Origin of the sequence: Winogradskyella sp., assembly GCF_965228925.1 — a bacterium.
Taxonomy (GTDB): domain Bacteria; phylum Bacteroidota; class Bacteroidia; order Flavobacteriales; family Flavobacteriaceae; genus Winogradskyella.
The window spans coordinates 4,905,747-4,927,767 of the sequence record NZ_OZ245845.1 but is presented as its reverse complement, the minus strand read 5'-3'; the positions used below and the strand labels follow the sequence as shown (position 1 = coordinate 4,927,767).

General features: G+C 41.5%; 16 protein-coding genes and 1 tRNA gene. 8 read left to right on the top strand and 9 right to left on the bottom strand.

What is annotated here, in order from left to right; all coding sequences use genetic code 11:
- Entirely contained in the window at window positions 1-7,023 is a 7,023-nt protein-coding gene (locus ACO052_RS20305) for a T9SS type B sorting domain-containing protein (protein WP_422105639.1), read from the top strand.
- 70 nt (window positions 7,024-7,093) lie between these two features.
- On the opposite strand, the gene ACO052_RS20300 is transcribed toward ACO052_RS20305, so the two are convergent.
- Together ACO052_RS20300 and ACO052_RS20295 are read right to left on the bottom strand one after the other, a co-directional pair.
- Window positions 7,094-8,611, bottom strand: coding sequence for an OmpP1/FadL family transporter (locus ACO052_RS20300; protein WP_422105638.1), 1,518 nt, complete (start codon window positions 8,609-8,611; stop codon window positions 7,094-7,096).
- A gap of 35 nt (window positions 8,612-8,646) precedes the next feature.
- Window positions 8,647-9,741: a hypothetical protein gene (locus ACO052_RS20295; protein ID WP_422105637.1), complete on the bottom strand. Its 1,095-nt coding sequence runs from the start codon at window positions 9,739-9,741 to the stop codon at window positions 8,647-8,649.
- 100 nt (window positions 9,742-9,841) lie between these two features.
- On the opposite strand from ACO052_RS20295, the gene proS reads away from it, so the two are divergent.
- The 4 genes from proS (at window position 9,842) to ACO052_RS20275 (ending at window position 12,171) form a co-directional block, all read left to right on the top strand.
- The gene (gene proS / locus ACO052_RS20290) at window positions 9,842-11,320 is read left to right on the top strand and encodes a proline--tRNA ligase (RefSeq protein WP_422105635.1); all 1,479 of its coding nucleotides are present in this window, start codon (window positions 9,842-9,844) and stop codon (window positions 11,318-11,320) included.
- Window positions 11,321-11,429: 109 nt separating this feature from the next.
- A tRNA-Glu gene (locus tag ACO052_RS20285) sits at window positions 11,430-11,501 on the top strand.
- Window positions 11,502-11,525: 24 nt separating this feature from the next.
- Window positions 11,526-11,777 carry a 30S ribosomal protein S20 gene (rpsT, locus tag ACO052_RS20280; RefSeq protein ID WP_422105634.1) on the top strand — a complete coding sequence of 84 codons (252 nt, stop codon included), beginning with the start codon at window positions 11,526-11,528 and terminating at the stop codon, window positions 11,775-11,777.
- Between the two features lie 211 nt (window positions 11,778-11,988).
- A complete protein-coding gene (locus tag ACO052_RS20275; RefSeq protein WP_422105633.1) occupies window positions 11,989-12,171 on the top strand; it encodes a hypothetical protein in 183 nt (60 codons plus the stop codon).
- Between the two features lie 83 nt (window positions 12,172-12,254).
- On the opposite strand, the gene rho is transcribed toward ACO052_RS20275, so the two are convergent.
- Window positions 12,255-13,904: a transcription termination factor Rho gene (gene rho, locus ACO052_RS20270; protein WP_422105632.1), complete on the bottom strand. Its 1,650-nt coding sequence runs from the start codon at window positions 13,902-13,904 to the stop codon at window positions 12,255-12,257.
- A 215-nt stretch (window positions 13,905-14,119) separates the two neighbouring features.
- On the opposite strand from rho, the gene ACO052_RS20265 reads away from it, so the two are divergent.
- The gene (locus tag ACO052_RS20265; RefSeq protein WP_422108088.1) at window positions 14,120-14,530 is read left to right on the top strand and encodes a DUF4293 domain-containing protein; all 411 of its coding nucleotides are present in this window, start codon (window positions 14,120-14,122) and stop codon (window positions 14,528-14,530) included.
- A gap of 63 nt (window positions 14,531-14,593) precedes the next feature.
- Here the strand turns inward: ACO052_RS20265 and ACO052_RS20260 are convergent, their stop codons facing one another.
- Window positions 14,594-15,088, bottom strand: coding sequence for a metallophosphoesterase family protein (locus tag ACO052_RS20260; RefSeq protein WP_422105631.1), 495 nt, complete (start codon window positions 15,086-15,088; stop codon window positions 14,594-14,596).
- 73 nt (window positions 15,089-15,161) lie between these two features.
- On the opposite strand from ACO052_RS20260, the gene truA reads away from it, so the two are divergent.
- Together truA and ACO052_RS20250 are read left to right on the top strand one after the other, a co-directional pair.
- Entirely contained in the window at window positions 15,162-15,911 is a 750-nt protein-coding gene (gene truA / locus ACO052_RS20255) for a tRNA pseudouridine(38-40) synthase TruA (protein WP_422105630.1), read from the top strand.
- A gap of 55 nt (window positions 15,912-15,966) precedes the next feature.
- The gene (locus ACO052_RS20250; RefSeq protein ID WP_422108087.1) at window positions 15,967-17,742 is read left to right on the top strand and encodes an ABC transporter ATP-binding protein; all 1,776 of its coding nucleotides are present in this window, start codon (window positions 15,967-15,969) and stop codon (window positions 17,740-17,742) included.
- Here the strand turns inward: ACO052_RS20250 and ACO052_RS20245 are convergent, their stop codons facing one another.
- From ACO052_RS20245 to folP, 5 genes are all read right to left on the bottom strand, one after another.
- A complete protein-coding gene (locus tag ACO052_RS20245; RefSeq protein WP_422105628.1) occupies window positions 17,743-18,549 on the bottom strand; it encodes a DUF3667 domain-containing protein in 807 nt (268 codons plus the stop codon).
- Entirely contained in the window at window positions 18,550-19,347 is a 798-nt protein-coding gene (locus ACO052_RS20240; protein ID WP_422105627.1) for a DUF3667 domain-containing protein, read from the bottom strand. It abuts the gene before it with no gap.
- 1 nt (window position 19,348) lies between these two features.
- Window positions 19,349-20,131, bottom strand: a complete 783-nt coding sequence (cdaA, locus tag ACO052_RS20235) for a diadenylate cyclase CdaA (protein ID WP_422105626.1) — start codon at window positions 20,129-20,131, stop codon at window positions 19,349-19,351.
- 32 nt (window positions 20,132-20,163) lie between these two features.
- Complete coding sequence (locus ACO052_RS20230) at window positions 20,164-20,919, bottom strand: hypothetical protein (RefSeq protein ID WP_422105625.1); 756 nt, start codon at window positions 20,917-20,919, stop codon at window positions 20,164-20,166.
- Window positions 20,920-21,055: 136 nt separating this feature from the next.
- Entirely contained in the window at window positions 21,056-21,886 is an 831-nt protein-coding gene (gene folP, locus ACO052_RS20225) for a dihydropteroate synthase (protein ID WP_422108086.1), read from the bottom strand.
- Window positions 21,887-22,021 lie beyond the last annotated feature (135 nt).

The window sequence follows — 22,021 nt, the reverse complement described above, 5'->3', positions numbered from 1 at the left end:
ATGAAAAAATTATTCCTTCCAATATTAATTTTTATTGTCGCAAATTGTTATTCACAAGATGTTATCATGCAAACAGGCACCGTAAGTCAGTGTGGTGGCACGTTTTATGATTCAGGCGGTCAGGCCGGCAGTTATGGTGATAATGAAGATTTTATACTTACCATTTGTCCTGAAAATGCTGCTGCTGGAGAAAAAATCCAGTTGGTTTTTACAGAATTTAGTACACAAATAAGCGTTGATGTTATGACCATCTTTGACGGTGATTCTACTGCGGCACCACCTTTTGGTACATTTTCAGGGGCTAATAGTCCTGGAGTGGTAGAGGCATCGGCGGGTAATACTTCAGGTTGCATTACGATTCAGTTTGTATCCAATGCCGCCATCAATACTGCGGGATGGGCAGCCGATATTAATTGTGCCCTACCATGTCAGACCATAGTCGCAAATATAGATAGTACAATACCTGCTTTACAACCAGGAAATGTAGTTATTGCCGATGTTGATGAGGTTATCACTTTTAATGGTAGTGGAACCTTTTCCGTTGATGGTACTGGCGCCACATATTTTTGGGATTTTGGCGATGGTAATACCGCGACAGGGCAGTCTGTGACACATTCCTATAATCCTGGCGGCTTATATAGTATCACATTAACAATAACTGATACTAATCCGGCTGGCTGTCAAAGCACAAATGACATTGATTTAACAGCGCAAATCGGAGCGTCTACACCAGGTAACCCCTTTGTCGATGCAGGCGATGATATTATTATAGACTGTGATGAAACCTGTGCCACTTTAAATGCTGAATTTTTAGATATTGGCGAGACCAATACCTATTCGATTACCCAAATCCCATTCGTACCACCTTTCCCGTTTCAAGGCTTGACAAATTCTGTAAATACGAATATTGATGATGCTTGGAATGATCCAGAGGCTTTGCCTTTTGACTTTTGTTTCTTTGATGTGATAAGAACAGATTTTCAAGTTGGATCGAATGGCGTAATTCGTTTTGATGTTGATGCAGGCGATGCAGGGAATGCGTATCAATTAAATGCTGGCGATGATCTGCCCAACAATTCGAACCCGACGCTTGGTGAGGCCAATGTATTTACCCCTTGTCATGACATAAACCCAGCTGTAAATACTACCAATGAAATCCGCTGGGAGATTATCGGAGCAGTACCAAATAGAGTTTTAGCGGTTTCTTATTTTGAAGTCCCTATGTTTCAATGTACGACGTTGGAAGCTACACATATGGCAGTATTGTATGAGACAACAAATGTTATTGATATCTACATAAGAGACAAACCAACATGTACAACATTTAATGGTGGAAGAGCGGTTGTAGGGATACAAAATGACCCAGGTACAGAGGCCTTTGTTCCTCCCGGAAGAAATGTATCCGATTCTCCTTGGACAACTAGCGAAGAAGCATGGCGCTTTACACCTTCTGGACCAAGCATCATAGATTTTGCTTGGCTCGATGATACTGGAGCTGTTATCGGTACAACACCAACACTAGATGTTTGCCCTTTAACGGATGCACCTACCACCTATACGGCAAGAGTGACATATACAAACTGTAACGGGGATACTGTAGTGGTTACGGATGATGTTACCGTTACACGAGATGTACCTTTTACTGCTGATTTAGGAACCGATATCGATGCTTGCGAAGGGGATCCAGATATTATTTTGGATGCAGATATAGCTTCAGCAACTGCTACATACGTGTGGCTATTGGATGGAACACCAATTGCTAACGAGACAAATCCAACGCTAACCGTTCCATCACCAAATTCAGGAACCTATACCGTAGAGATAACTGATCAATCTTGCTCTTTGTCAGATGATATAGTGATTACGTTTAATGCGGTTCCTTTAGTGAATCCCATTACTCAATATCAATCATGTGATGATACTACTATTGATGGATTTACTGAGTTTGATCTGAGCACAAAACTTGTGGAAATTCTTGGAGGACAAACTGATGTCAATGTCAGTTTTCATGACAATCAAACCGATGCCGACAATGATGCAAATCCTTTACCCAATCTCTACACAAATACGGAAAATCCTGAGATTATTTTTGTAAGATTAGAAAATGCTAATAATGAAAGCTGTTATGTGGTTACTAACTTCGAATTATTAGTCAGTTCTGGTTTTACGGTAGATACACCAAACGATTTATTTTTATGCGATGATTTAAGCGAAGATGGTGTGGAGAACTTTGATTTTACACAACAAACCATTGATATTTTAGCGCCGTTTACAGATGTGTCATTGACCTATCATCTAACGCAAGCAGATGCAGAAGCTGCTGCTGCTGCTTTGCCTAATCCGTATCAAAATGCAAACAACCCTCAAACTATTTTTGTAAGGCTTGAGGATGATACAAACCCTTTATGTTTTGTAACCACGAGCTTTGAAATTGAGGTGTTAGGATTACCTATAATTAACCCTATTACACCTTTAGAGGTATGCGATGATGATATTACTGATGGTTTTACGACCTTTCAATTGTCGTTAAGAACAAATGAAATATTGGCTGGACAGGCTGATGTGAATGTCTCTTACCATGAAACGTTTGTTGGGGCTGAAACAGATTCGGCCGAAATTTTTGATGGCTACGTCAATACAACGCCAAATAACCAAACTATTTTTATTCGCTTAGAAAATACAGTTAATGGTTGTTACAATGTTACAACCATGGATTTAGTAGTTTTGGAGAATCCAGTGGCTAATATGCCAACCGATTTTGAGGTTTGCGATGATAACGGCGATGGCATATCCGAATTTGCCTTAGACACTAAGACACCAGAAGTCGAGGTGGGGCAGATCGGTGTTTTGGTGACCTACCACCCTACAGAGGCGGATGCCATTGCGGGCACGGGGGTATTACCAACGCTTTATAACAATACCGTAGGTGGTGGTGAACTTATCTACGTTAGAATAGAAAATATCGCTACAGGTTGTTTTGATACCACGACACTTCAGCTTGTGGTGCACCCACAACCTTCTACTGTGGCAACAGATGATCTAAGAGCTTGTGACTATGACAATCCGGGCGACGAGTCGGAGGAGTTCGATCTTAGCATAAAGGATACCGAGCTGATCGACGGCCAGGCCAACGTTACGGTGACCTACTATCCGAGCGGTGCGGATGCCGATGCGCAGACCAATGCGATCACGGCGCCCTATACGAACATAATAAACCCCCAGGAGATTACGGCGGTTCTGACCAATACGGTGACGGGCTGTACGTCCCGTATCCTTTTCGACCTTATGGTGGATCCCCTTCCATCGCTGGTTGTACCTACGGCATTGGAGGTCTGCGACGACGGGATCCCCGACGGCCAGACGGCCATAGACCTTAGCCTCAAGAACTTTGAGATATCGGGCGGCAACCCTGCGTACTCGGTGACCTATTACCCGAGCCAGGCGGACGCGGATGCGGCGACCAACCCATTGCCGATCCCGTATACGAACATGAGCAACCCGGAGACTATCTTTGTGCGCGTTGAGGATACGGGCACGGGCTGTTACGCGACGACGTTGCTGGACCTTTTGGTGGAGCAGGCACCCGTTGCGAACGTCCCGGACGCTCTGCGCTACTGCGACCCGGACAACGACGGTTTCGGTCCTTTCGACCTAACGGCCGCCGACGGGCAGATCACGGGCGGCGTTGCGGGCCTTACGGTGACCTACCACGAGACCTTGGCCAATGCGGATTCCGGTGCCAACCCTATCGATACGACGTTGCCCTACAACAATATATCCGCCTGGACGCAGACGCTGCACGCGCGTGTGGAGAGCAGCACGATAGCGACGGACTGCGCCACGGTGGTGGAGCTTGTGCTTATCGTCGAGCCGACACCCCAGTTGGTGTCCCCTTCGCCCCTGGAGGAGTGCGACGACGTTTCGGCCGACGGCTTTGCGGTTTTCGACCTTACGGCTAGCGAGGACGAGCTCCTGAACGGCCTCGACCCGTTACAGTATACGGTTAGCTACCACCCGAGCGAGGCGGATGCCGAGGCTGGCACGGCGGGGATAGCCAACCCTAACGCCTACGTGAACACGACGGAGGATACGCAGACGCTCTGGGTACGCGTGGTCGACGGCAATACGGTGGAGGGCTGTTACAAGGTGACGAGCCTGGACCTTATCGTTCACCCGCTCCCGGTCCTTTTGCAGCCGGATCCCCTGGAGGAGTGCGACGTTGAGACGCCGGACGACGAACGCGAGCCCTTCACGCTGGAGGATGCCGGACCGGGCATACTCGGCGGCCAGACGGGTATAACGCTGAGCTATTACGAGACGGAGGCGGATGCCGAGAGCGGCACCTCTCCCATATCGAGCCCCTACGTGAACACGATGAACGCGCAGACGGTGTACGTCAGGGGCGAGAACGAGATAACGGGCTGTTACGAAACGGTAACGCTTACGCTGAGGGTACTGCCCGTGCCCTCTCCTGAGCCTGACCCTACGCCTATAGAGGTGTGCGACGACGACAACGACGGCTTTGCGGAGTTCGACCTTGAGCTGCGCACGGTGGAGATTACCAACGGTGAGCCCGACGTGGTGATCACCTACCACGATACGCAGGAGTCCGCTGATGCGGGGGAGAACGCACTGGCGAGCCCCTATACGAACATCGTTGCGAACAGCCAGATGATCTACGTGCGCTCTGAGAACCTGCTAACGGGCTGCTACAGCCTCACGCAGGGGACCCTTGAGCTAATCGTGGTGCCCTCGCCACAGGTACCGACGTCCCTTGAGGACTTGGTGGTGTGCGACGACGACGGCGACGGCATCTCGCAGTTCGACCTTGGCGAACGGGATGGCGATATCCTGGGGACCCAGGATCCCGCGCAGGTGGTACTGACCCACCACGTGAGCGCTGCCGATGCGCAGACGGGCGACGCGCCCATCGGCAACCCCGGCAACTATACGAATACGACCAACCCCCAGACGCTATACATAAGGCTCTACGATCCCGCCACGGGCTGTTTCGACACGGGCGAGCTGGAGCTCCGGGTGGACCTTCCGCCGGTACCTGTGGTACCCGCGCCGTTGGAGCTCTGCGACGACCTCGGGGAGTCCCCTGGCGACGAGCTGACCTCTTTCGACCTTACGGTCAAGGACGTCGAGATCACGGGCGGCAACGCGAGCTGGTCGGTATCGTACTACGAGACGGACGCTGACGCCCAGCTCCAGGAGAACGCGATAGGGGACCCTACGGACTATACGAACACCTCGGTGGGGGGGCTACCGGCTAACCCCCAGACGCTTTACGCCGTGGTTACGGACACGGACACGGGCTGCGTTGCCTATACGACCCTTACCATCCGTGTGCTGCCCAACCCTACGCCCACGCCCAGCGACCAGTTGCCGGACCTCGTGCTTTGCGACGATATTAATACCGGTGACGGCCAGGAGGTCTTCGACCTTACGGAGAACGAGGTACTGCTCCTCAACGGGGAGGCCGGCGTAACGCCGAGCTACCACGAGACGGCGGAGGATGCCGATACGGGGGATAACGCCATAGCGGACCCGACACAATATACGAACACGGACATACCGGAACAGGCGATCTACGTCAGGGTAACCAACGACGTTACGGGCTGCTACACGGTGGTGGATTTTGCCGTCAGGGTGGACCCGCTCCCGGAGGTTGTTGCGGTGACGGACTTTATCCAGTGCGAGCTGAACACTGACGGCTTCGCCGGCTTCGATCTTACGGTCAAGGACGCTGAGGTGCTGAACGGTCAGGACCCGGGCGTGTTCGAGGTGAGCTACCACGAGAGCCTTGCGGACGCGGAATCGGGCATGAACGCGCTTGTGAGCCCCTATACGAACATAATGAACCCCCAGGAGATCTACGTGACGATCACCAACAACGTAACGGGCTGTTCGATCAGCACGCAGCGCTTCGACCTTAGGGTTGACGAGGCTGCGCAGGCGAACCCTGATATGGTTGAGATCGTCTACGAGCTGTGCGACGACGCCATGGAGACGGACGGCGACCCGACGGACGACAGCGTGCAGTTCGACCTTTCGACGCGCGACGCGGAGGTATTGGACGGCCAGGACCCCGTGGGCTACCTGGTAACGTACTATGCCACGGAGGAAGATGCCGACCTAGGCGTGAACCCGCTGCCGAACCTATACGAGAACATTGTCAACCCGCAGGTGATCTATGCTAGGGTGGACAACGAGATCGGCGGTTCGATCTGTTTTGCGGTGGCCCCCCTGACGCTGCAGGTGAACCCGTTGCCGGTGGTGGTGTTCGAGGAGAGCTACATATTGTGCGTGAATACGAACGGTACGGAGGTATTGGATCCCCTGGTGTTGGATACGGGGCTATCGGCCGTGGACTATAGTTTTGAATGGACCCTCGACGGTACGGTACTGGCGGGCGAGACGGGCCCTACGCTGTCCCCGGCACAGGGCGGTATCTATGGCGTTACGGTCACGGATATCACGACCTCGACGCAGACGAGCTGTACGAACATGGCCATAACGGAGGTGATCGAGAGCGAGCCTCCGGTGTTGACCGCTGGGGTGACGACACAAGCTTTTTCGGAAAACCACGTTATAGAAGCAGTGGCCACCGGTCCCGGGGACTACGAGTACAGCCTTGACGGCGGACCTTGGCAGTCCGGCGGTACGTTTGCGGACGTATCGGCGGGGGAGCACGAGGTTACGGCTAGGGACAGGAACGGCTGCGGCCTTGCGGTGGTGAGCGTTTTCGTATTGGACTACCCGAGGTACTTTACGCCGAACGGCGACGGGAACCACGAGACGTGGAACATAGCCGGTATCGGCAGTAGTGCAAAAATTTATATATTTGACCGCTACGGGAAGCTGTTGAAGCAGTTGAGCCCTACGGGCCCGGGCTGGGACGGTACGTTCAACGGCCAGTTGATGCCCACGAGCGATTATTGGTTCCTGTTGGAGTACGACGAGCCGTTGACGGGACAGCGCAGGGAACTGAAGGCCCATTTTACCTTGAAACGATAAATAATATTATGAGATATAAATTAAAAAAGCCTGAACTTTTGTTCAGGCTTTTTTAATGATTTTCTAAATGCTAAATTCTAAATCCTAAGGAGAGGATTACATCTGTAAATCTTGATTGTATTAATGCAGAATCGGTGAGACCAACATTATAAAATTGATAGTTGATATCGCGTTCAGATTGACTAAATGCTACATCTAAATTAATATTGCCAAAATTATAGCCTAAGCCTAGAGAATATCCTGTTAAATCACCAAAAAAGGTGTCATCTTGATACGGACTTTCTTCAAAGCGATAGCCTCCTCTAAAGCTCAGTTGTTTAAATCTGTATTCCCCACCAAATCGATAAGCTACTGCTGATGTTAATGCCGTGTTTATATCATTGTTTAAAGAAGAAAAGAACACATCTGAAGTTGGTCTAAACCGTGCGTTGCTATAGTCCTTTACAGAGTAATCAAAACTTAAGAGTCCTTTTCTGGCAAATACATAGGCTAAACTTCCTGTAATTTTACCAGGGGTTTGTAAGCGATAGTCTGGAAATATATTGGTGACGTTTGGATTTACAATTTGATTAACAGAGGAGCCATTTTCAATTCTTGTAGTGGATAAAAACTGAGATGTCTCTTCCGAAATTCTATACCAAGTTGGCGAACTGTAGGACAGGCCAACCCTGAACTCTTCAGTGAGCTTGGCTATACCTCCAAGCTGAAAAGAAAAACCACTACCCGTAGTGCGTAAATTATTGTCAAAACTGACATCGGTTACACCACTTGAATTAGAATTAGATTCGTCAAAAAATGTAGTTCTTTCGAAATCAATAAAGTGAGCGTTGAGGTTTAATCCAAAATAAAATTTATCGTCATAATTGGTCGCAAAATTAAAGGCCATCTTCCCATTGTATCCTCGGCTTGCATAAGCAAATCTTTGATTAAAATTGGTCCCGTTTATGTTTCTGATATATTCGGTATTGTCATCGGTATCTTCAACAGGATCAATTATAAAGCCTTCGAAACCCAAAAAGGCTTGCTGATTTCTAAAACCGTATATAGCCCCTATTTCCGAATAAGCTTGAGATATAGTTTCACCCGGAAGTGCAGAGATTTCATCTAAACGCAAACCTTGCGCATTGATATGAAAATATTCAACAATACTTGTGTTAGGGTTTATACCACTAGCCACCCAGTCGTCATCAAAATCAGCCACACGATCAAATGCACCACTTATGGTAAATTTTTTCCATGGTGAATCTGGATTAGTATTAGAAAACACAAAAGTGGCTCCTATTTGATTAATATCGACAAAAGTATTTGAAGAGGTATTGACTCCATTGAAATAAGTTATATCATCTTCTTTATTAAAGAATCCCAAGGATAGGGAGGCATGGCTATTATTAAATATAGCAGATCCCGCAGGATTTATATTCACGGCAGACATGTCTCCGCCAAGTGCGCCAAAGGCCCCACCCATAGCTCTAAAGCGAGCGGTACCCTGAATCTCGTCCATCGAATATCGAACGGCATCCGCGACGTCTTGTGCTAGAATTAGAGACGTACTTAGTATGCCTATGCAAAACATAAGTGCTTTTTTCATAAGTATTTTATTTGGAATTAAATGAAATGTTTTGATTAACCTCTTCCTCTTCCACCTCTAGAACCACCACCTCTAGATCCACCTCCAGATGACCTTGAGCCACCACCAGAACGCATGCTTCCAGAGGATCTCGAGCTACTAGAACGTGAACCACCATAAGATCTTGATGAACTTCTACTAGATCCCGATCGCATAGAGCCAGATGAACGGCTACTTCTTGAAGATCGCATGGTACCAGATCTTGAAGACCTAGAGGAAGGCCTCGTCACTCGCGTATTGGATCTGCTGGATCTACTCGTACCTACACTTCTTCTTGCGTTCGAATTTGATCTTCCAACTCGTGTATTTCTTGTTGTTGCTGCACGTGATAAACGGCTTGTAGAATAGTCCCTTCTTGATACAGCAGCATTACTTCTATTCCTACGACTTAACATGTTGTTCCCACGACTTAATGCATTATTGGTATTTAGTAAAGAGCCTCTTCTACCATAATTGAAGGCAAGTGAATTAGGATTTCTAAAGCCATTCCAACCCCAGTTGTTCCAGCCCCAGCCCCAGCCAGCATTCCAGCCCCAGCTATTCCAGCCTAGGCCCCAGCCCCAACCGGCGTTCCAGCCCCAGCCCCAACCAGGTCCCCAGCCAGCATTCCAGCCCCAGCCCCAAGGTCGTCCCCAACCCCAGTTATTCCAGCCCCAGCCCCAGCCAGCGCCCCATAGCCAAGGGTCGTTCCAAACGCCCCATCCATTGTCTATAATATTAATGGTAACGTTGTCATTAGCCTGACCCCAACCACCGTATGGACCTCTTTGTTCCAACGTGTCTTGAGCTCTTTCTGTATAATTACCTTCGTAAGAGTCTATATCTGTAAAAATCTCGCTCTCTTCCTTAATGGCATCAACTTGAGCAGAATTTTCGGCAAAATAATTTTTGTAGTAATTCGATTCATTGGTTGCTGTAGTGACAGCAGGTTGCTCAACAACAGTGTCTTCTTCATTTGTATTATCTGATGAATAAATACCATCATCATCATATCCTACATATTGAAATGAACCACAAGAAGTTAACAAGGTCGCAAGACCCAGTACAACAAAAAATGGCAATTTTCGGAGTGTAATGGTTTTAAATTGCATATCTCTTATATTTTATTGTTGAACATAGCAAAAATAGTTAGTTTTGCTGAACTATTTTTTTAATTAACAAAGTCACAATATTTGTGCCAAAACACTAAAAATGAGTAAAAATCTTACTAGTAGGGCTGAAGATTATTCGAAATGGTATAACGAATTGGTCGTAAAGGCTGATTTAGCGGAGAATTCGGCAGTAAGAGGATGCATGGTTATTAAACCTTATGGCTATGCGATTTGGGAGAAGATGCAAGCTGAGTTAGATCGGATGTTTAAGGAAACAGGCCATCAAAATGCTTATTTCCCCTTATTTGTTCCTAAGAGCTTGTTTGAAGCAGAGGAGAAAAATGCCGAAGGATTTGCCAAGGAATGTGCTGTGGTAACACATTACAGACTACAAACGGATCCGGATAAAGAGGGAAAGCTTAGGGTAGATCCCGAAGCAAAATTGGAGGAAGAACTCGTGGTGAGGCCCACAAGTGAGGCCATTATTTGGAACACCTACAAAGGTTGGATACAGAGTTATAGAGATTTACCAATCTTGGTAAATCAATGGGCTAATGTTGTACGCTGGGAAATGCGAACACGACTTTTTCTTCGTACAGCAGAATTTTTATGGCAAGAGGGACATACGGCCCATGCGACCAAAGAAGAGGCTTGGGAAGAAACCAAATTGATTAATAATGTTTATGCGGAGTTTGCCGAGAACTTTATGGCCATACCAGTAATTCAAGGTTTAAAAACGGAAAGCGAACGTTTTGCTGGAGCCGAGGAAACCATGTGTATAGAGGCCTTGATGCAAGATGGTAAGGCTTTGCAAGCGGGAACTTCCCATTTTTTAGGACAAAATTTTGCCAAAGCTTTTGATGTTAAGTTTGCTAATAAAGAAGGTCAACTAGATTACGTTTGGGCGTCTTCGTGGGGAGTTTCGACACGGCTGATGGGAGCACTCATCATGACTCATAGTGATGATAAGGGTTTGGTATTACCACCAAACTTAGCGCCATATCAAGTTGTAATTGTTCCTATATATAAAAATGAGGAGCAGTTTAACGCGGTCAAAAAAGTGGCAGATGAGATCATGGGTGATCTTAAGGAGCGTAATATTAGTGTGAAATTCGATCATAGAGATACGCTTAGACCAGGTGCAAAATTTGCCCAGTACGAATTGCAAGGTGTACCGTTGCGAATTGCAATAGGCCCAAAAGATCTTGAGGATAATACGGTTGAATTGGCTAGGCGAGATACACTGACAAAAGAGACCGTTATTTTAGATCGAATCAATGTGGTTGTGGAGGACTTGCTTGAAGATATTCAGGAAAGCTTATTTAATAAGGCTCTAGCCTTTAGAGATGATCATATCACTGAGGTTAATGATTTTGAGGAATTTAAAAGTGTATTGGAAACCAAAGCAGGATTTATTTCTGCCCATTGGGATGGCACAGCCGAAACAGAACAAAAGATCAAAGAACTGACCAAAGCGACCATTAGATGTATCCCTCTAGATCATAAAAAGGAAGCTGGTAAATGTGTTCTAACAGGAAATCCATCGAGCCAGCGTGTACTTTTTGCTAAGGCCTATTAAAAATTTTTCAAAAAATAGATGCTAGTAGTTGCAACATTTAAAAATAGTTGTATTTTTGCATCCGCAATGGAAACATTGTAGGTTCATTTAATGATGTAAATAACCAAATGGCCCGTTCGTCTATCGGCTAGGACGCCAGGTTTTCATCCTGGTAAGAGGGGTTCGATTCCCCTACGGGCTACAATTTTTAATAAGAAAAGATAAAATGGCAAATCATAAGTCAGCATTAAAAAGAATTAGAAGTAACGAAAAGAGGAGAGTGCTTAACAGATACCAGCACAAGACAACTCGTAATGCAATAAAGAAATTACGTGAGTTGACTGATGCTAAGGAAGCGCAAAAGATGTTACCTTCTGTAATTAGTATGATTGATAAGTTAGCGAAAAAGAATGTTATTCACGCTAACAAAGCAGGTAACTTAAAATCTCAGTTAACTAAACATGTAGCTGCATTATAATGATGTAGAATCTTAAATAAAAAGTTTAAAAGCTCTCCAAAGATTGGGGAGTTTTTTTTGGTCAAATTACACTCTGTAAGTATTTTCTTATATAAACTAAATAACTGAAAGCTAATACTTTAAAGTATGTTTCATTCCGTAAATTACAGTAAACTCTTCCAAAATGAATGATTATTATTGTAAATAATTAGTAATCAATACTTTATAAGTTATGTTAAAAAAACTGTTATCTATTGAGGGAAGTCAAAAACTTTCAAAATCAGCTATGAAGAACATTTCTGGGGGCAATAGCAACCCACAATGCAAGTATGCCATTTCATTAGACGGAACACTGTGTTTGTGCCTAGGATGGTATCCAGACGGATCGGGTTTTTGCGCTAATGGCAATCCTTAAATGGATGTTAAGCAATTACAAAAATAAACCTCTTTGAAAACTTCAAAGAGGTTTATTTTTTATATAGTAAAAGAATTAAAATTCTATCCGTTCATAGAAATAAGAAACTCCTCATTATTCCTAGTTTGCTTGAAGCGGTCATTTATAAATTCCATCGCTTCCACAGGATTCATATCGGCTAAATACTTACGCATTACCCACATTCTTTGAATCGTATTGTCATCCAATAATAAATCATCACGTCTCGTACTGGAGGATGTTAGGTCAATTGCTGGGAAGATGCGGCGGTTAGAAATCTTACGATCTAATTGTAACTCCATATTTCCTGTTCCCTTGAATTCTTCAAAGATAACTTCATCCATTTTAGACCCTGTTTCCGTTAATGCGGTTGCAATAATTGTTAAGGATCCACCATTTTCAATGTTACGGGCAGCTCCAAAGAATCGTTTTGGTCTATGTAGTGCATTGGCATCTACACCACCACTTAATATTTTTCCTGAGGCAGGTTGTACCGTATTATAGGCTCTAGCAAGACGTGTAATAGAATCTAGGAGAATAACAACGTCATGGCCACATTCTACTAAACGCTTGGCCTTTTCAAGAACAATATCTGCAATTTTTACATGTTCGTGAGCTTCCTTATCGAAGGTAGAAGCGATAACTTCACCTCTTACATTACGTTGCATATCGGTAACTTCCTCTGGTCGTTCATCAATCAATAATATCATTTGGTATACCTCGGGATGATTAGCCGCAATAGCATTGGCCACATCTTTGAGCAACATGGTTTTACCAGTTTTTGGTTGCGAAACAATCATACCGCGCTGCCCTTTACCTATAGGTGAAAACAAATCCATAATTCGAGTAGAAATCGTACTTTGTCTTTCGGCGATATTGAATTTTTCTTTTGGAAAAAGTGGCGTTAAATGCTCAAAAGCCACACGGTCTCGAACCACATTTGGGTCTTGACCATTAATTTTACTCACTTTGATTAAGGGGAAGTACTTTTCGCCTTCTTTTGGTGGTCTTACATGACCAAGAACGGTATCACCTTTCTTAAGTCCAAAGAGTCTAATCTGCGACTGTGATACATAAATATCATCTGGCGAAGTCAAGTAATTATAATCAGAGGATCTTAAAAAACCATACCCGTCCTGCATAATATCTAAAACACCTTCGCTTTCTATAATGGCATCAAACTCAAAATCGGGCTCGCGGTAACGATTCCTGTTGTCTTTATTGCCATTATTTTTTTGGTTGTTATTATTGTTATTATTGCTATTGTTACGATTGGTATTGTCTTTAGCTCGATTTTGTCTATTGTCGTTATTTTGTGTGTTAGAGCGCCGATTGTCATCCGTTTTATCATTAGAGGCGTTTGTAGCATCTTGACGTTTCTGATGTGGTCTTTCATTATTAGACTTTTGCTCTTTAGCGTTGGACTCTTCTTTCTTTTCCGTAAAGTTTAACGATTTTTGATCTTTATTATCTCGAGGAGCTCTTTGAACTCTGGCTCGTTTTTGTTGAGGCTTGCTCTGTGTGGATTCAGCTTTAGCTTTAGCCTCTGTTTCAACTTTAGTCTTTAAAGCTTGAGGATTTGCAGCCTGATAATCTAAGATTTGATAAACTAAATCTAATTTTTTTAAACTACGGTATTTAGGCACGCTTAATTGTTTGGCGATATCCTGTAATTCAGGTAGCTTCTTAGCTTTTAACTGTGAAATTTCAAACATTCGTATGTTGTATAATGTATTACAATTTGATATTATTAATTCAAGATTTTCTAAATGAAATAAAAAGAAAAAAAGTGAAATTAATCTGGAAGATAGATTGATGCAATTCAGCAGAATGCTTCTTTCTTATTGCAATTATACAACTTTATTTTAAAACAATTTCTATCTTTTTATAAAATAAACTACTAATTTTGCATACGATTTTAATCAAAGATATGATTCAACGCATACAGACACTTTATTTATTTCTAGCATTAGGAATTTCCGCAGGTCTCATATTTGTGTTTCATTTATGGACAAATACTGAAGGGGTTGATGTTTTTGCTCTAGATAATTATACCTATTTAGGACTGTTTTTGGGCTCCGCTTTGTTATCTTTGATTTCAATTTTTAGTTTTAAAAATAGAAAGTCCCAATTTGTTATGGGACGACTTAATATCATATTAAACTTTATTTTACTAGGATTCTTTGTGTATCAATCTCTAAATTTATCTGGAGAAACAGAGGTTTCTGAGAAAGGTATTGGGATGCTTCTTCCTATTTTTTCTATTGTGTGTTTAGTCTTGGCCAACAAGGCTATTAAGAAGGATGAAGATCTCGTAAAATCTGTAGATCGGTTACGATGAACCTAAAATCTTAGTAGTATTAGTGCGAAAAACCCGGACGCTGCCGTCTGGGTTTTTCATTTTTTATCGCCTATCAAATTCAATAATTTCCAAATCCTTTATGTGTTTCCCGTCAATCTTAAAGCGCAGCATAGTTCTCTTTTTATGAAAACCGTGTTTGCCAACAGCACCAGGATTCATGTGTAATAAATCTAATGATTTGTCTGGGATTACCTTTAAAATGTGAGAATGTCCACATATAAATAAGTCAGGAGGATTGGTCTTTAGTGCATCGCGTATACGACTGTTATATTTTGGTGGATAACCACCAATATGAGTGATCCAAACATCGACATCCTCGCAAAAAAACCTATTGTGGAGAGGGAACTCACTTCTAATTTTAGTATCGTCAATATTACCATAAACCGCTTTTAAAGGCTTATGCTCCTTAATACTATCTGTTACTTTTAAATCGCCAATATCACCGGCATGCCATACTTCGTCGGCTTGCTTTACATATTTAAGGATAGCATAATCCATATAACTATGGGTATCGGATAAAAGAAGTATGTTTTGCATTAAGATAATATTGTGATTTTAACAATCGATTCTACGTATCTTTGTCTCTTTTAAAGCAAAAATAGCCAATCTTTTGAGATATTTTTTAGAGTTGTCATACAATGGTAAAGCCTATCACGGTTGGCAAAATCAGCCCAATGCTATTTCCGTTCAGGAAGTTTTAGAAAAGGCACTAAGTACCATATTAAAGTATCAGATAGCTATTGTAGGAGCGGGTAGAACGGACACTGGAGTGCATGCCTCAAAGATGTTTGCCCATTTTGATTTTGAAAATGAATTGAGTTCAAAGGATTTGGTTTATAAGCTCAATTCCTTTTTGCCAAAGGATATCGCTATCCATTCTATTTATGGGGTCAATTCTGAAGCGCATGCAAGATTTGATGCTATAAGTAGAACATACCACTATAAAATATCAACATCTAAAAACGTATTTGATTACGATTTTGCCTATCAAATTCAGTTACCACTAGATGTCAAAGCTATGAACGAAGCTTGTGAAATCTTATTTAAGTATAAGGATTTTCAATGCTTTTCTAAGAGCAATACGGATGTAAAGACGTATTATTGTGATATAAAAGAAGCGTTTTGGACTAAAAATGCTGATGCATTAGTTTTTACAATCACGGCTAATCGCTTTTTAAGAAATATGGTAAGGGCAATAGTTGGTACGATGGTGAATATTGGATTGGGAAAGCTAAAACCAAAAGATTTGCATGAGATCATTGCCTCAAAAGATAGAAGTAGAGCAGGTTTCTCGGCGCCAGCACATGGCCTATATTTGGTTGAGATTATATATCCTGATCATATAAAACTATTAAAGTAAACTGAAAAGATTCCCGATCTGTCGGGAAATGATACTGAAACAAGTTCAGCACAAAATGGCAGAAGAGCAAAAGAAAAAAATATTCGATGTTACGTTATTTAAGCGCCTATTACACTATATAAAGCCCTATAAAACGGTTTTTGTAATTTCCTTGGTTTGTGTCATAGGTTTAGCCGTTTTCGGAGCTTTAAGGCCTAGGGTCTTAAAAGATGCCATTGATATAAAAATAGCAAACAAGGAGTATGGCGGATTTGTCTTTTATATCGGCATTATGTTGGCTTTGTTGCTATTGGAAGTTGTGTCGCAATTGCTCTTTATTTATTATGCGAGTTGGTTAGGGCAATCCGTAGTCAAGGATATAAGGGTAAAGCTTTTTAAACACATCCTAAAATTCAAAATGACTTATTTCGACAAGTCTTCTGTGGGTGTGTTAATTACAAGGGCTGTGACCGATATGGAGCGTATTGCGGATATATTCGGACAAGGGCTGTTTATGATATTCAGTGATATTTTAAAAATGGTAGTAGTTGCTGTTTTTATGGCGTTTATAAACCTGAAGTTGAGTTTAATTGTTTTTGCAACAATGCCAATTATCGTCATAGCCACTAAGATATTTCAGAAATACATGAAGCGCGCTTTTGAGGATGTACGAACAGAGGTTTCCAATCTGAATTCCTTTGTGCAAGAGCGTGTTACTGGTATGAAGATTTTGCAGTTATTTACGCGAGAAGCCACAGAGTACAAAAACTTTAAGGCCATTAATGAGCGTCATAAAAAGGGCTGGCTAAAAACGGTTTGGTACAACTCTATTTTCTTTCCAGTTGCTGAATTTGTGTCTTCCTTAACCATGGCAATGGTCATTTTAGTTGGTGGTTTTGATGCAGTATCAGAAATTCCTGGGACCACACTTGGTGATTTAATTTCGTTCACCATGTTTATCCCAATGCTATTTAGGCCCTTATATCAAATTGCTAATAAGTTTAATACCCTACAAATGGGTATGGTAGCTGCTGACCGTGTGTTTAAGGTACTGGACACGGATTCTAATATCGATGATAATGGAACCATTGAGGCTAATCATTTTAAAGGTGAATTGAGTTTCGAGAATGTAAGGTTTTCTTATGTTAAGGATGAGGAAGTTTTAAAAGGGATTTCCTTTAATGTAGAAGCGGGAGAGACGGTAGCTATTGTTGGCGCAACGGGTGCAGGAAAATCTACGATTATCAATTTATTGAATCGTTTCTATGATATTGATTCTGGCCATATACGAATTGATGGTACCGATATAAGGGAAATGACTTTAAGCTCCTTGCGCAATCAAATTGCTGTTGTGCTTCAGGATGTATTTTTGTTTGCGGATACCATTTTAAATAACATCACGCTCAATAACGAATATATCACCGAAGAAGATGTCATCACTGCGGCCAAAGCCATTGGCATTCATGAGTTTATTTCAACACTTCCAGGGGCTTATCGGTATAACGTCAAAGAACGGGGTGTGATGTTATCTTCGGGCCAACGTCAGCTGATTTCATTTTTAAGAGCTTATGTTACTAATCCAAGTATCTTAATATTGGATGAGGCCACATCTTCTGTTGATTCCTACTCCGAACAGTTGATCCAAGAGGCAACAGATACCATAACTAAGGGAAGAACGTCTATAGTCATTGCCCATCGTCTAGCAACAATTCAGCAAGCAGATAAGATTATCGTTATGGATGCAGGACAAATCGTCGAAATGGGCACACATAAATCCTTACTTAAAAAGAAAGAGGGCTATTATAAAAATTTGTACGAAGTTCAGTTTTTAAAAGCGGATTTGGTCGAATAATTATAGTAATGCTGCCCTAGCTGCTTTTTGTGCTTCAATCATTTCTTGCATTTGCCCTGATTGAAACATTAATATTACGGTAACTATCACCATAAGTATAAATAAGACACCAAGCAGTCCTAAAAAAATCATAGTTCTCAGAAACATCTGAAGCTTATTTAGTTTATATATCCGTTTGAGCGTATAGACGAAATAAAAGAATTGAAGTGGAATTATAGACATGCCGTAGGTAGCAAAAGACATCAGATCTAAGGGAATGATTATGGCTGTAAAAAAAGCAACGCAAATAGAAATTTGAGCCTGCGTATACATAAATACCACAAGGAGTTCCGTATAGTTAAAGGCTTTTGTTCTCAGGAAAACAATCTTAGCAATTAAAGCATAAAATGGAATATACAGCATCATTACCAAGGATTGGTATTCGGTGGTGAATTTATTAACCTTATCAAAAATTGCTTGCTGCTGTACCCCAATCTCAGTACTTGTATCGTAAAATGTAAAGTCTGATTGAAATTTTTGAATGATAAGGATTTGAAGCCCAGAAATCGTTATGGCTAAGGCAAAATAACTAAATACATTGACATAGCGTTTTCTAACCCCATTAATATAACCCACGATTACATCTTCGGGTTGTTTAAAGAGCTGTAAAAAAGTTCTTAGAAGTTTGTTATCGTAGTTAAAGAATGTTTCACTGACATGTTCAAAAAGATTTTTGAAGGTGAGGCGTTTTCTAATGACTTTAGCACCACAGTTTCTACAATAATCATCTTGTTCGTGTAATTCGGTATGACAGTTTTTGCAGTTCATTTAAAGATTTAGTTTTCCAGTTGCAAAAAAGTAGATAAGAACAATAACCAAAACGACCATCATTATTACGAAAAATACAATCATATAAATAGCATATGCAGCTACATATCTCACCAATGACTTTAAATATAAGGATTTGTATATCCTATTGAGGACATATGCTCCATATAAGATTAGAGGTAGTGTTATAATCAGTGAAGCTGTAAGATAATCCAATACGTCTAATATGGCCAGTAAAAGGTATAGTATAAAGCTGACATATATGGTCTGGGCTGATAGAAATAAGTTAATAACTATGTGTTCTGTGTAATTGTGTTTTCGTTTGTCTAAATAGACAAGCCAAGTCCCTACGGCCATAAATGGCATTAATATTGAAAAAAAGACGCCCTGATAATCATTAAAAACGTCAGGAAAATCCATCGGTGGGGCTTCGCTACTTTGACTACCAAATTGAAAGCTGTCAGCAAATAGACCGTCTTGTGCCGTTAAAAAATCTGGAAAAAAGTTTTTAAGTAAAAACATCTGAAATCCCAATACAGTTAACGAAATGGCATAGTAGGGAATAACGCCTATATATTTTTTTCGCAGCCCATTAATGTAGCCATCAATGACTTGCTCTGGTTTTACAAATAATGCTATAAATGTTTGCAGAAACTTATTGTCTATAGATAAGAACTGCTCATTGATCTGTTTTGCTAGAATTTTTGGGGTTAAACGATGCCTTATGATTTTTGCACCACAATTATCACAGTAGTTTTGGCCTTCGCTTAGTGGGTAATTACAGTTTTTGCAGTTCATTTTAGATTAAGTCGTCTTTAATCTTTGTAATCAGATCATCGGTGTCTTTAAACATTACAAATTCACCATTTTTAAGATAGGAGATTTGTCCGGTTTCCTCGCTTACAACTAGGGCTATAGCATCTGTTTTCTCTGTAATACCAACCGCAGCTCTATGCCTTAATCCAAAACGTTCGGGGATATTTTTTTCATTATTTACAGGGAGGATCACCCGTGTAGCTTTTACAATGTTATTATCTATAATGATAGCTCCGTCATGTAAGGGACTATTTTTAAAAAAAATACTCTCTATGATAGGTTGAGAGACCAAAATATTCATCTCATCACCAGTATTTGTTAAAAAATCGAGATTGTTGTTCCGTTCTATAACGATAAGTGCTCCCGTGTTCGTAGCCCCCATTTTAGTGCAGGCCTTAATGATGGCATCTACATCCGTCGTGGTTTGGTCATCATTTTTAAGGAACTTGAAATTTTTAAAGATTCCTTTTTTTCCACCAATATTGGTAGAGCCTACAAGTAACAGAAATTTTCGAATCTCAGGTTGAAAGACCACGATAAGTGCAATAATACCCACCTTCATAAAGCCATCAAAAATGCTGTACAGCATTTGCATCTGCAGGTAGTCCGTTAAGCGCCATGCAAAATAGATAATGAGAATACCGATAAAGATATTGATGGCAACAGTGCCCTTTACCAGTTTGTAGATGTAATAGAGGAGAATAGCAACGAGGAAGACATCAATAAAATCAATAAATCTAAAATCCCAAAGTTGTAAATCGTCCAAGGTGCGTCTTTTTGCTAATTTAAGAATTTATGTTAATAAATGAATTCTTCGTCGCTAATAGCAGATTTTCCATTTATAAAATTCAATAAACCTACTTTTATTTTTAAATATTTTTGAAAGCTCATTCTTTTATCGAATGACAAATTAATCATGCTCTTTTGATTTCTGTATGAAGAAAAATAGTCAAAGTTAAAATATTGTTCCATTTCGTATCCCACATTTTTTACTGGTTTATTCTCAAAATATTCATCTACAATAAAAACATCGCTATCGAAAAAGTGAATATAAACTGTTCTTTTATCATGATCCACAGGATTATTGTTTTTATATGAGTCTATATCATATGAGTCTATGTCAGTAATATAATTCACTTTCGTAAACTCAACAAATCCCAAATTTTTAATGCTCTTATCATTACAAGTAAAGTAATTCTTAGCATCCTCATTTTCATGCATAGATTTTTTTTTGCGCTTTTCCTGTAGATATTGAATATGAGGAATGGCTTGTCGCAAGGTTAAGCGTTTGTCTACATTAACCAGCCAATTCGTGGTGCCAATCAAGTTTTTTCGATTGAATAGCGTAGAGTCGGGTTGGGTCTCGTCATAAAAGATGTATGCTGGCGAGACATCCAAAACTTCAGTGATGTCTGTATTTTCAATTTCTGGAAGCTCTAACACGCGCTCATTGTTACAACCAAGAACAAGGATGTTTAAAACCAAGATGAAGCCAAGCGTGCTTATGGGATGATATAAGACTCTAAAATTCGTCAATTCGAGTGTTTTTTTCATATACAATAATTAATACTGTAAATATCAAAAAAATGTATCGAGAATGGAATTTTACAAGTGAAAAACCTTCTTCTCGATAAAAAATTCTTCAAGGTCATTTGAAGAATTTCACTCGAAATGACAGTTTTATAGGGGTTTAGTTATTGTGGGAAAGTTGGTTAAACAAAGTGACACACTCCACGGCTTCTTTTACATCATGTACTCTCAAAATCTTTGCTCCCTTTTGTAAGGCTACCATGTGTAAGGCTGTGGTCCCGTTTAAGGCATGTTCGGCGGTCGTATCCAAGGTTTTATAGATCATGGATTTTCGAGAGACCCCTGCCAAAATGGGCTTGTCCGCAATTTGAAGCAATTCCATTTTGTGGAGTAGCTCATAATTTTGCTCTAAGGTTTTAGCAAAGCCAAAGCCAGGATCAATAATAATATCATTGATTTTTTCGGCATGGGCTTTAGCAATACGCTCAGCGAAATAGAAGTTGATATCTTTAACTAAATCTTCGTAATTGGTTTGCTGTTGCATGGTTTTGGGATTGCCACGCATATGCATCATAATGTAAGGCACATTCAATTCACCAACAGTAGATATCATAGCCTTATCAAGGTGACCCGCAGAGATATCATTGATCAAAGAGGCGCCAGCTTCAATACTTTGTCTAGCGATCTTGCTTCTATAGGTGTCTGTTGAAATTATGGCTTCTGGGAAGTGCTTCAATATCAGTTCAATCACGGGAACCACACGATTTAGTTCCTCATCTTCGCTCACAACATCAGCACCTGGTCGAGAGCTATAGCCTCCAACATCAATAAACGTGGATCCATCACTGAGCATTATTTCAACTTGGCTCAAAATGGAAGTTTCATCTTTATATTGTCCACCATCGTAGAAAGAATCGGGTGTCACATTCAGGATACCCATCACTTTTGGTGAGGACAAATCAATCAATTGGCCTTTGCAATTTATAGTTATGGTTTGGTTCAAGATTTAATATTTAAAATTCAAAGTTATTAACATATTTCCGGAATTTTAAACGTCTGGTAAAACATTGAACACGGAACTTTGAACTTTGAACTATTTAAGCGAAATTTACGCAAAATAATAAAC

Coding starts and splice junctions, on each gene's coding strand:
- ACO052_RS20305 (WP_422105639.1), top strand. CDS start 1: ATGAAAAAATTATTCCTTCCAATATTAATTTTTATTGTCGCAAATTGT.
- ACO052_RS20300 (WP_422105638.1), bottom strand. CDS start 8,611: ATGAAAAAAGCACTTATGTTTTGCATAGGCATACTAAGTACGTCTCTA.
- ACO052_RS20295 (WP_422105637.1), bottom strand. CDS start 9,741: ATGCAATTTAAAACCATTACACTCCGAAAATTGCCATTTTTTGTTGTA.
- proS (WP_422105635.1), top strand. CDS start 9,842: ATGAGTAAAAATCTTACTAGTAGGGCTGAAGATTATTCGAAATGGTAT.
- rpsT (WP_422105634.1), top strand. CDS start 11,526: ATGGCAAATCATAAGTCAGCATTAAAAAGAATTAGAAGTAACGAAAAG.
- ACO052_RS20275 (WP_422105633.1), top strand. CDS start 11,989: ATGTTAAAAAAACTGTTATCTATTGAGGGAAGTCAAAAACTTTCAAAA.
- rho (WP_422105632.1), bottom strand. CDS start 13,904: ATGTTTGAAATTTCACAGTTAAAAGCTAAGAAGCTACCTGAATTACAG.
- ACO052_RS20265 (WP_422108088.1), top strand. CDS start 14,120: ATGATTCAACGCATACAGACACTTTATTTATTTCTAGCATTAGGAATT.
- ACO052_RS20260 (WP_422105631.1), bottom strand. CDS start 15,088: ATGCAAAACATACTTCTTTTATCCGATACCCATAGTTATATGGATTAT.
- ACO052_RS20250 (WP_422108087.1), top strand. CDS start 15,967: ATGGCAGAAGAGCAAAAGAAAAAAATATTCGATGTTACGTTATTTAAG.
- ACO052_RS20245 (WP_422105628.1), bottom strand. CDS start 18,549: ATGAACTGCAAAAACTGTCATACCGAATTACACGAACAAGATGATTAT.
- ACO052_RS20240 (WP_422105627.1), bottom strand. CDS start 19,347: ATGAACTGCAAAAACTGTAATTACCCACTAAGCGAAGGCCAAAACTAC.
- ACO052_RS20230 (WP_422105625.1), bottom strand. CDS start 20,919: ATGAAAAAAACACTCGAATTGACGAATTTTAGAGTCTTATATCATCCC.